Genomic DNA, 10,916 nt, shown 5'->3' with positions numbered 1-10,916 from the left:
CGCAAATTCCCCCACTCGGCCCCTGACGCCTCACCCGCGCCGTTCGACGGAAGCCAGCTCGACGATCCAACCGTCGCCTGTACGGCTGTGGTGGAGCTGCGGCTGAATATTCCAATATTTAGTGGCTTCGGTCAATTCAGACTCTACATCTTGACCCTTGAGAAACAACGCCTTTGCGCCCCGGCGCATCAGCGGCTCCGCAAAGCCGATGAGTTGATGTAGCGGAGCCAGCGCACGCGCGGTGACGCAATCGACCGGGCCGGTGATTCTATCCACATTATCCCCGATCTCAGCGAGATGTACGACTCCCGGAGATGTCGTGACGCGCACGGCTTCGCGCAGGAAGGCCGCCTTCTTGGCGATTCGCTCGACCAGATGGACGCTCGCCCCGGCCGTCCCGGCCATGGCGCAGGCCAGGACGATCCCGGGAAAGCCGCCACCGCTGCCGAGGTCGGCCCAACGTTTGGCCGATGGGGCGAGAGCGACGAGCTGAAGAGAGTCGGCGATGTGCCGGGTCCAGAGGTACGGCAATGTCGAGGGCGCGACGAGGTTGGTCTTGGCCTGCCACTCCCGCAGCAGTGCGATGTAGCGATCGAGCCGGGCTTCCGTTTCATGTGAAACAGGCGCGAGGTTGAGCGCCGCAACCTTGTCGGCTGCAATGACGACGTCCCACGATCGATCGTTGGCGCTGGCCTTGTCGATCTTTGGCCGGGCAGGCGCCGGTTCGGAGCGAACACCGGCACCCTCACCCGCCGAGGGTTTTCCTGAAGACGATCTGCCGCCGGCCGGCCCGCGCTGTTTCACGTGAAACCTATGCGATTACTTTGGAAGTCTTCCGCGCTTCGCGGCGGAGATAGGCCGCAAGAATGCCGAGCGCGGCAGGCGTCATGCCGTCGATTCGGCCGGCCTGGCCAACGGTGAACGGCCGCGCGTTCTCCAGCTTGGCCCGCACCTCATTGGAGAGACCGGGGACCTGCTGGTAATCGACGTCCGACAACACCATCCCCTCGTCCCGCCTGAAGGCTTCGACGTCCGCGCTCTGGCGCTCCAGATAGACATCGTACTTCGCGTCGATCTCGAGATGGGTGGCAATGACGGGATCAATGCCGGACAGCTCGGGCCAGATCGCACGGACCTGGCTCCAGCCAATATCGGGATAGGCCATCAGTTCGAAAGCCGAGCGCCGCTGGCCGTCCCGGTTCAGGGACAGACCATGCTTGATCGCTTCGTTCGGAGTGATCGTCAGCGACTTCGAGAGCGCTCGTGCCGCATTCAGGGCGTCCATCTTGGCGCGATGATGCACCGTCCGGGCGCTGCCAACGCAGCCCAGAGCGACGCCCTTCTCGGTCAAACGCTGATCGGCATTGTCGGCACGCAGTGTCAGGCGGTACTCGGCCCTGGAGGTGAACATCCGATAGGGTTCGCTGATGCCGCGGGTGACGAGGTCGTCGACCATGACGCCAAGATAGCCATCAGCTCGGTCGAACACTGTCAGCGCGGCGCCGCTCGCAGCCAATGCCGCGTTCAGCCCGGCCACGATGCCCTGGCCGGCAGCTTCCTCGTACCCCGTGGTGCCATTGATCTGGCCGGCCAGGAACAGACCGCGCAGGCGCTTGGTCTGGAGGGTCGGATCGAGCTCACGCGGATCGATGTGGTCGTATTCGATGGCATAGCCCGGCCGGACCATCTTCACCCGCTCCAGGCCGGGAATGGTTGCGAGAATGGCGAGCTGAACGTCCTCCGGCAGCGAGGTCGAGATGCCGTTGGGATAGACAGTGCTGTCGTCGAGCCCTTCCGGCTCCAGGAAGATCTGGTGACCGTCGCGATCGCCGAAGCGAACGATCTTGTCCTCGATCGAGGGGCAATAGCGCGGTCCGGAGCTCTTGATCTGGCCGGAGTACATCGGAGAGCGATGAACATTGGCCCGGATCACCTCATGGGTGGCGGAATTGGTTCGGGTGATTCCGCACTGGATCTGCGGCGTCGTGATCCGCTCGGTCACCATCGAAAACGGCTCCGGAGGCTCGTCCCCCGGCTGCATCTCGACCGCCGACCAGTCGATCGTCGTGCCATCCAGACGCGGCGGAGTGCCCGTCTTGAGCCGTCCAAGGGTGAATCCGGCGCGCTCGAACGAGGTCGAAAGGCCCATCGCAGGCGCCTCGCCGACCCTGCCGGCGGGCCAATTCTTCTCTCCGAGATGGATCAGACCGCGAAGGAAGGTGCCGGTGGTGACGACGACAGCCCCTGCCCGAAGCTCGCGGCCATCTGCCAGGCGCAGGCCGATCACCCGTCCCTCGACCACGATCAGCTCGTCCGCTTCGCCTTCGACCACGGAAAGACCCTCGGTCTCCCGGATCGCCGCCTGCATCGCGGCCGCATAGAGCTTCCGGTCGGCCTGCGCGCGCGGACCACGGACCGCTGGGCCCTTACGGCGATTGAGAACGCGAAACTGAATACCGCCGGCGTCGCCGACCCGGCCCATCAGACCATCGAGCGCGTCGACCTCGCGAACCAGATGGCCCTTGCCGAGACCGCCAATGGCGGGATTGCAGGACATCGCGCCGACCGTGGAGAAGCGGTGCGTCACCAGAGCGGTCGCCGCGCCCATCCGGGCAGAGGCAGAAGCGGCCTCACAGCCGGCATGGCCGCCGCCAATCACAATGACGTCGAAGCTCTCTCGCTCTGTGCGCATGGACGGACTTCTAGCTCAGAGGCGGGGAAGCCGGAAGCGGAAACTGGAAAGGCGGTTGTTTCACGTGAAACGGTGCAAGCGGAGCCCAGATGTTTTTCGCGAAAACAACCCCAGGCACAGTAGAACCGCCCTTGGAAAGATTATCATTTTCAGTGGGAGAAAACGGAGCTCCCGACGCATAAAGTGTCTACTGAAGGGCCGTAACGTCCAGATGCGGCCCGGTCTCGAAGCTCGATGGCAGCGGCATACTCCCATCATCGCGAGCGGAGTGATCCGGGATCTCTCCGCTCACCCGCTCCCTTAGCTGCCACGTTTGCCAGCAAATATGGGTAATGGAGTCACGTTTTACGTGAAACGTCTCGGAACGCGACCGCAGTGTTTCACGTGAAACGAAGAAGTGGAACAAAGGCTAGTTGTACAATGAAGACTAGGGCTACTTCCCAACGCAGAACTTCTGAAAAATCGCCCCTAGGACGTCCTCGACATCCACCCGACCCAGCAGCCGGCCCAAGGCATAGGCCGCAGCGCGCAGCTCTTCGGCGGCAAGCTCCTCGCCGTCTTCTACAAGCTCCAGACTCCGCCGCAAGCTGTCCGACGCCCGGCGCAGCAAATCCCGCTGCCGGGCCCGGGTCACCAACGCGCCCTCAGTCGTTCCGAAGAAGTCGGCGGCGAATTTCACCATAGCATCGACCAGCGCGGGAATGCCGTCCCCCCGGCTGGCGGCGATTCCGAACTCACCGTACAGGCCGACGTCCTCGACCCCGCCGAGATCGATCTTGTTGCGCACGATCCAGACCGAACCGCCGGAGCGGCTGCCTGCATTGCCGGACTTCCCCAGCAACGGCATTGCGGCCGGATCGACCGCGCGCCCCGCCTCCACCAGCCACAACACGAGGTCGGCGTCTTCGGCTCGGGCTCGCGCCCGGCGAACACCCTCCTGCTCCACCGGATCGTCGGTCTCGCGAATGCCGGCCGTGTCGATCACCGTGACGGGATAGCCATCAAGATCGAGCTGCACCTCGATCACATCGCGTGTCGTGCCGGCATGCGGCGAGACGATCGCGACGTCGCGGCGCGCGAGCTGGTTGATCAGCGTCGACTTGCCGACATTCGGCTCGCCCGCGATCGCAACCACCAGGCCGTCGCGCAAGCGTTCAGCTTGTCCCTGTGCCGCAAGGACTTCTGCGATTTCGTCATGCAGCGCACTGATCGCCTTGACCGCAGGCGCTCTCAACTCGGCGGGCACATCGCCCTCGTCGGAGAAATCGATGCCGGCCTCGATCAAGGCCGAGGCGTCGATGATGCGCTCGCGCCAGTCGCGCGCGCGATTGCCGAGGAGACCCTGCAACTGCCGCAACGCCTGGCGGCGCTGGCGGTCGGTGTCGGCATGAATGAGATCGTCGAGGCCCTCCGCCTCGGTCAGGTCGAGCTTGCCGTTCTCGAAGGCGCGCCGGGTGAATTCGCCCGGTTCGGCAGCTCGCATATTCGGAATTACGGAAATTGCGGTAAACAGTGCGGCCAGCACCGCGCGGCCGCCATGGACGTGAAATTCGGCGACGTCCTCGCCGGTCGCGCTGCCGGGCCCCGGAAACCACAACACCACCGAATCGTCGATCGGCTGGCCCACGCCGTCATGAAGGAGCCGGCGGCTGGCCTGCCTCGGCGCCGGCAGCTTGCCCGCCAGCGTCGTCAGCACCAGGCTGGCGCCTGGCCCGGAGACACGCACCGCCGCAAGCGCACTTGGCGGACGGCCAGACGACAGTGCAAAGATGGTGTGGTCTCGCGGATACATAGCCTATTTGTCCGGCTGAAAGGGAAAAGGCAAACATCCGTTTCGGCTGACAAATCGAGCGATTATGCTGCTTGGATTCTCGCAGCAAAACCAATAGTGCGATGCAATAAATTCGCGAGCGTCTACTGCAAGAACCACTTGCAACGGAATGAGCGGCATCCCTCGATCCGCTATTCATAAATTATATCAACATCTTAGACGACGCCTACTCCAGACGACAACGCCCCGCCATGCTGCAGCTCGCTGCAACAAAGTCGCACAAAGAAAAAGGGCGCCCGAAGGCGCCCTTTGGATCATGTTGCACTGCAATCAGGTGTTCATCGAATCGAAGAACTCGGAATTGCTCTTGGTCGAGCGCAGCTTGTCGAGCAGGAAGTCGATGCCGTCCATCGTCCCCATCGGATTCAGGATGCGGCGGAGTACGTACATCTTCTTCAAGACCACCGGATCGGTGATCAGCTCTTCCTTACGGGTGCCGGAGCGCGAAATGTCGATCGCCGGGAAGGTCCGCTTGTCCGACACCTTGCGATCGAGGATCAGCTCGGAGTTGCCGGTGCCCTTGAACTCTTCGAAGATGACTTCGTCCATACGGCTGCCGGTATCAACCAGCGCAGTCGCGATGATCGTCAGCGAGCCGCCCTCTTCGATGTTGCGGGCGGCGCCGAAGAACCGCTTCGGCCGCTGCAGCGCGTTGGCATCGACACCGCCGGTCAGCACCTTGCCCGATGACGGCACCACGGTGTTGTAGGCGCGGCCGAGGCGCGTGATGGAGTCCAGCAGGATCACGACGTCGCGGCCATGCTCAACCAGACGCTTGGCCTTCTCGATCACCATCTCGGCGACCTGGACATGGCGCACCGCCGGCTCGTCGAAGGTCGAGGAGACGACCTCGCCCTTCACCGAGCGCTGCATGTCCGTGACTTCTTCCGGACGTTCGTCGATCAGGAGCACGATCAGATAGCACTCGGGATGATTATGCGCGATCGAGTGCGCGATGTTCTGCATCAGCACGGTCTTGCCCGTGCGCGGCGGCGCGACGATCAGCGCGCGCTGACCCTTGCCGATCGGCGCAACGATGTCGATCACCCTTGCAGACAGGTCTTTCCGCGTGGGGTCGTCGATTTCCATGCGGAAGCGCTGATTCGGAAACAGCGGCGTGAGGTTGTCGAAATTGACCTTGTGCTTGGCCTTTTCCGGGTCCTCGAAATTGAGCGTGTTGACCTTCAGCAGCGCGAAATAGCGCTCGCCCTCCTTCGGGCTGCGGATGTGGCCTTCGATAGTGTCGCCGGTGCGCAGGCCAAAACGGCGGATCTGCGAGGGCGAAACGTAGATGTCATCCGGGCCCGGCAGATAATTCGCATCGGGCGAGCGGAGGAAGCCGAAGCCGTCGGAGAGAACCTCGACGACGCCTTCGCCGACGATGTCGGTCTCGGCGAGCGCAAGCTGCTTGAGGATGGCGAACAGCAGCTCCTGCTTGCGCATGGTGCTGGCATTCTCGACCCCATTCTCTTCCGCGAACGAGACGAGCTCGGCCGGCGTCTTCGACTTGAGGTCCTGGAGTTTGATTTCCCGCATTGGGGTGGTCCTGTGGGGTAACCTGGGAGGGGGGTGCGAGGAGGCTCTGAAATGCGGACGCGAAAAGGTAAGGTCCGCAGGTCTGGCAAGGAGAGCGCCGGTGAGGCTTCAAACCTGATGGGGTGTCCGGCCTCTGGAAAGCTCAGACACGACCACATCCGCCTGCGTTGGGTGGGATATCGCTAATATAGAAAATCGCCTCACACTCCGCAAGCAGAAGCACTGAGCGATTGTTCGCGACCGCTGCCTAGAACGGCTTCACGATCACCATGATGACGATCAGAATCATCAAGGCAGTTGGTACCTCGTTGATAATCCGATAGAATTTCTGGCTCCGGGGGCGCCGGTCCGCCGCGAAATCCTTCAGCCAGCGCGAAAAAAAGCCGTGGACCGCGGACATCGCCAGGACCAGTGCCAGTTTTACGTGCAGCCAGCCGAAAGTGAACCAGTGTCCAGCCCAGGCGAGGTAGAGCCCGGCGAGCCAGGTCACGATCATAGCGGGGTTGATGATCGCCTTGAACAGCCGCCGTTCCATGATCTTGAACGTTTCCGACTGCTGCGAGCCGACTTCAGCCTCGCAATGATAAACGAACAGCCGTGGCAAATAGAGCATGCCCGCCATCCAGGAAATGACGGCGATCACATGCAGCGCCTTGATCCAGAGGTAGACGTCTTCAAACATGTCTGGGGGTCCGGATTCCTGCCCAGCCGAGGGGAAACGTTGGGGATAGTAAGAACTCGTTAAGGTCTTGCCTGCACACATATCCGTCCGTAGCGCCCTTCTCCAATAAGAATCTTAGATTCTTAAGGTTTGAGTCTATGTGACGGTGAATTGGACTCACACATCTCCGTCCGCCCGTTCACACGCGCTTGTTCACATCCATCAACATATCCTCTGACAGCTCCGGCCGCTTTCGATAAGTCGGTCAGCTTCAAAGGCTTGCGCGTTTCTGTCGGCAGCTTATCAAGAGGGTTATCGACGCAATCCCGTTTCCCTTTCGGGAGGGCGTCGAAGTTGTTCTCAGGGGCAGCGGTGTGAAGAAAATCCGCCGTTGTCCCGCCCCCGGTGTCGCACATCCCTTTCCGGGAGGTTAAGCTCCACAGAAATCCACAAACCACACCGACTCCATACAAAGGGCTTTTGTGCCGACTTCGAACAATTATTTCCATCTGCACCTCGTCTCCGACTCCACCGGTGAGACGCTGATCACGGTCGCGCGCGCCGTTGCCGCCCAGTACGCCAACGTGACCCCGGTCGAGCACGTCTATCCGCTGGTGCGCAGCCAGAAACAGCTCGATCGCGTGCTCGACGAGATCGAGGAAGCGCCGGGAATCGTGCTGTTCACGCTGCTCGAGAAGGATCTGGTTTCGAGGCTCGAGGATAAGTGCAAGGGGATCAATGTTCCGAGCCTGTCGATCATCGGGCCGGTGATGCAGTTGTTCGAGGCCTATCTCGGAGCTGCCACGACCGGCCGGGTCGGCGCCCAGCACGTGCTCAATGCCGAATACTTCAAGCGTATCGACGCGTTGAACTACACGATGATCCACGATGACGGCCAGCATGTCGAAGGGCTCGACGACGCGGACGTGGTGCTCGTCGGCGTTTCCCGCACCTCCAAGACCCCGACGTCGATCTACCTTGCCAACCGAGGCATCCGCACTGCCAACGTGCCGCTGGTTCCAGGCATTCCGGTGCCCTCGCAACTGGAGACGTTGACGCGACCGCTGGTGGTGAGCTTGCATGCGACGCCGGAACGATTGATCCAGGTGCGCACGAACCGCCTGCTCTCCATGGGGGCCGATTCCAGCAGCGACACTTATACCGACAAGCAATCGGTCGCCGAGGAGGTCGCATTTGCCCGCAAGCTGAGCGCCAAGCACGATTGGCCGCTGCTCGACGTCACGCGGCGCTCGATCGAGGAAACCGCCGCGGCGATCATGAAACTTTACAGCGATCGTCAGCGTAACCGGCCTTCTGAATAGCTTTGGGATAGTTTCGCGATGGGTCTCTGGCTCGGCAAATCTTCGTTGATCCTGGCCTCGCAGAGCAGCGCGAGAAAGATGCTCCTGGCGAATGCCGGGCTCGAGTTCAAGGCGATCACGGCTGATATCGACGAGCGCGGCATCCAGGCCGCCTCCGGGCTTTCTGGTCCGCGCGAGATTGCCCTGCTGCTGGCGCGCGAAAAAGCCAAGGCAGTCTCGGCCCATCACGTTGGAAGCACCGTCATTGGTGCTGATCAAACGCTGGCGCTTGGCGATCGCCTCTTCAACAAGCCAGCGGGCCGCGCCCAGGCGCTGGCGCAGCTGCGCGATCTCTCCGGCCATAGCCATGAGCTGAATTCCGCCGTGGCGATCGCACGCGATGGCGAGATCATCTTCGAGGACGTCTCGGTTGCCTGCCTCACGATGCGGCAGATGACCGAGGCCGAGCTTTCGGCCTATCTCGACATCGCCGGCGGCGCCGTCAGCACCAGCGTCGGCGGCTATCAGCTCGAAAGCCTGGGGATCCATTTGTTCGAGCGTATCGAGGGCGACCACTTCACCATTCTCGGCTTGCCGCTGCTGCCGCTGCTTGCGTTCCTGCGGCGCGAGCGGCTAGTTGCGGTGTGACTGGCAGATATGGTTGGGCGCTGATGCGGATCCTGGGACTGACCGGCTCGATCGGGATGGGCAAATCCACCACCGCGAAATTGTTCGCGGAGGCTGGCGTGCCTGTCTACGATGCCGATGCGGCCGTCCATCAGCTCTATGAGGGCGAGGCCGCACCCGCGATCGAGGCCGCCTTCCCCGGCACTACCGCGAACGGCAAGGTTGATCGGCCAAAACTCTCGGCGCGTGTGGTGCACGATCCTGCGGCCATCAAGCAGCTCGAGCAGATCGTCCATCCGATGCTCGGCGCTTCCCGGAAAAAGTTCTTCGCCGACGCCGAAGCCGCCAACGCGCCGGTCGTGGTGCTGGACATACCGCTGCTGTTCGAGACGGGTGGCGAGACGCGGGTCGATGCCGTAGTCGTCGTCACCACGTCTCCGGAACTGCAGCGCGAGCGGGTGCTGGCGCGCGGCACGATGGACGAGGCCAAGCTCGACGCCATCATCGCCAAGCAGACACCCGATGCGGAAAAGCGCAGGCGTGCCGATTTCGTGGTGGATACATCCCACGGACTCGAACCGGTGCGCGCCCAAATCGCGCACATCCTCGCCGACGTCGTTAAGATGCCGCAGCGGCGCGCCTGATTCGCCGCCTGACACGGCTTCCCAGATCATGCGCGAAATCGTTCTCGACACAGAAACCACCGGCCTTGACCCGTTGCGGGGAGATCGCCTGGTCGAAATCGGCTGCGTCGAGATGCTCAATCGCATGCCGACGGGGCAGAGTTTCCACGTCTACATCAATCCCGAAAGGGACATGCCGGCAGAAGCCTTTGCGGTGCACGGGCTGTCGGCCGAATTCCTGGCGACGAAGCAGCTGTTTCACGAGGTCGTCGACGATTTTCTGGAGTTCATCGGCGACGCGCCGCTGGTGATCCACAATGCCTCGTTCGACATCAGCTTCATCAATGCCGAGCTCGACCGGATCAAGCGCCCGGCGATCCCGCGCGAGCGGCTGGTCGATACGCTGCTGCTGGCTCGGCGCAAGCATCCCGGCGTGTCGAACCGGCTCGACGATCTCTGCTCACGCTATGCGATCGACAATTCACGCCGCACCAAGCACGGCGCATTGCTCGACGCCGAGCTGCTTGCGGAAGTCTATGTGGATCTGGTCGGGGCGCGGCAGTCGCAGCTGCTGCTTGCTTCGGAATCCGAAGAGACTCGCGCCAATGGGGCTGCCGATGCGCCTCGGCGGCAACGGCCGGCGCCGCTCACCCCGCGCATTTCGGACGCCGAGCGCGAGGCCCACCGGGCCTTCATCGCAACGCTCGGCGACAAGGCGATCTGGAACGAGTTCTTGCCCGCTCCAGCCGCCCCTTTGGCTGGTTAAGCCTGGCCGCTCGGCTGAGCGGCCATTTGCCGCTCCATGTTCTGGCGATAGAGGCCGACGAAGTCGACCGGATCCAGCATCAAAGGCGGGAACCCGCCGTCGCGCACGGCAGTGGCGATGATCTCACGGGCAAACGGGAACAGCAGGCGCGGGCATTCGATCATGACCAGCGGATGCAAATTGTCCTTCGGCACGTTGGAGATGCGGAAGACGCCGGCATAAGCGAGCTCGAACGAGAACATGATCTTGCCGGCGGTCTCGGCCTTGCCCTCGACCGACAGCGTCACCTCGAACTCCTGTTCGCTGAGATTGTTGGCGCTGACATTGATCTGGATGTTGATCTGGGGCGGCTGGCTCTGCTGCTGGAGCGAGCTGGGCGCATTCGGATTTTCGAACGAGAGGTCCTTGGTATATTGCGCCAGGACGTTGAGCTGGGGAGCCTGGGCCGCCTCGGGAGGGGTGCCGTTACCGTTGGTCATAAGAGTGTCTCCTTACCCGATTGGGCTGAATTTCGCGGCGGTTGGCTAACATAGGGCTACCTCGTTCCACAAGGACGAACGGTCCCGGATGGGGAATTCCGGCCACGCCCACAACTGTGGCGTTCACCCCGGCGATCCAGCGCAACTGCGCCTTAAACGATTGAAGATGCGCGATTTCCGGGCAGGATCGGGTTTCCCCTTAAGCATAAAACGCGCTACACTCGGTGCTGTGCCAAAAGGCGCCATTGGCCGGGCAAGATTTCGTGCCTACATCCCACGGACCTGACGCGCGGACCCAAAATGGTGATGTAGACTTGCCGTTCCGGTATGGAACGGTCTACTGGCCGGATCGATTTTCCCGGCACGATCCTTTCGAGACGGCCCCTTCTACAGACGACCA

The 10,916-nt window shown here is 62.3% G+C and carries 10 protein-coding genes; 4 read left to right on the top strand and 6 right to left on the bottom strand.

All coding sequences use genetic code 11. The features are described 5' to 3' along the window. Nucleotides 1-30: 30 nt before the first annotated feature. The 5 genes from rsmG to hemJ form a co-directional block, all read right to left on the bottom strand. Nucleotides 31-804, bottom strand: coding sequence for a 16S rRNA (guanine(527)-N(7))-methyltransferase RsmG (rsmG, locus tag IVB54_RS39520; protein ID WP_247364504.1), 774 nt, complete (start codon nt 802-804; stop codon nt 31-33). Nucleotides 805-811: 7 nt separating this feature from the next. Further along, nucleotides 812-2,692 carry a tRNA uridine-5-carboxymethylaminomethyl(34) synthesis enzyme MnmG gene (mnmG, locus tag IVB54_RS39515; RefSeq protein WP_018459643.1) on the bottom strand — a complete coding sequence of 627 codons (1,881 nt, stop codon included), beginning with the start codon at nt 2,690-2,692 and terminating at the stop codon, nt 812-814. Nucleotides 2,693-3,125: 433 nt separating this feature from the next. Further along, complete coding sequence (gene mnmE, locus IVB54_RS39510) at nt 3,126-4,484, bottom strand: tRNA uridine-5-carboxymethylaminomethyl(34) synthesis GTPase MnmE (RefSeq protein WP_247295821.1); 1,359 nt, start codon at nt 4,482-4,484, stop codon at nt 3,126-3,128. Between the two features lie 309 nt (nt 4,485-4,793). After that, complete coding sequence (gene rho / locus IVB54_RS39505; RefSeq protein ID WP_007598612.1) at nt 4,794-6,059, bottom strand: transcription termination factor Rho; 1,266 nt, start codon at nt 6,057-6,059, stop codon at nt 4,794-4,796. Nucleotides 6,060-6,306: 247 nt separating this feature from the next. After that, nucleotides 6,307-6,741, bottom strand: a complete 435-nt coding sequence (hemJ, locus tag IVB54_RS39500) for a protoporphyrinogen oxidase HemJ (RefSeq protein WP_018459641.1) — start codon at nt 6,739-6,741, stop codon at nt 6,307-6,309. A gap of 461 nt (nt 6,742-7,202) precedes the next feature. Here hemJ and IVB54_RS39495 point away from each other — a divergent pair, with 461 nt between their 5' ends. Genes IVB54_RS39495 through dnaQ form a run of 4 tightly spaced genes read left to right on the top strand, consistent with a single transcriptional unit; the run spans nt 7,203 to nt 10,037 of the window. Continuing rightward, nucleotides 7,203-8,042, top strand: a complete 840-nt coding sequence (locus tag IVB54_RS39495; RefSeq protein WP_018459640.1) for a pyruvate, water dikinase regulatory protein — start codon at nt 7,203-7,205, stop codon at nt 8,040-8,042. A gap of 18 nt (nt 8,043-8,060) precedes the next feature. Further along, complete coding sequence (locus IVB54_RS39490) at nt 8,061-8,669, top strand: Maf family nucleotide pyrophosphatase (protein ID WP_247295824.1); 609 nt, start codon at nt 8,061-8,063, stop codon at nt 8,667-8,669. Between the two features lie 23 nt (nt 8,670-8,692). Then, nucleotides 8,693-9,292, top strand: a complete 600-nt coding sequence (coaE, locus tag IVB54_RS39485) for a dephospho-CoA kinase (protein ID WP_085349243.1) — start codon at nt 8,693-8,695, stop codon at nt 9,290-9,292. Between the two features lie 28 nt (nt 9,293-9,320). Then, nucleotides 9,321-10,037, top strand: a complete 717-nt coding sequence (gene dnaQ, locus IVB54_RS39480) for a DNA polymerase III subunit epsilon (protein WP_018459637.1) — start codon at nt 9,321-9,323, stop codon at nt 10,035-10,037. Here the strand turns inward: dnaQ and secB are convergent. Beyond that, nucleotides 10,034-10,516 carry a protein-export chaperone SecB gene (gene secB, locus IVB54_RS39475; protein WP_007598595.1) on the bottom strand — a complete coding sequence of 161 codons (483 nt, stop codon included), beginning with the start codon at nt 10,514-10,516 and terminating at the stop codon, nt 10,034-10,036. The genes dnaQ and secB overlap by 4 nt on opposite strands. Nucleotides 10,517-10,916 lie beyond the last annotated feature (400 nt).

It is taken from the genome of Bradyrhizobium sp. CW1, from assembly GCF_023100665.1.
GTDB classification, from domain to species: domain Bacteria; phylum Pseudomonadota; class Alphaproteobacteria; order Rhizobiales; family Xanthobacteraceae; genus Bradyrhizobium; species Bradyrhizobium canariense_D.
Note: the sequence above shows the minus strand (reverse complement) of the source record. Positions and strands in the feature narration are given on the sequence as shown.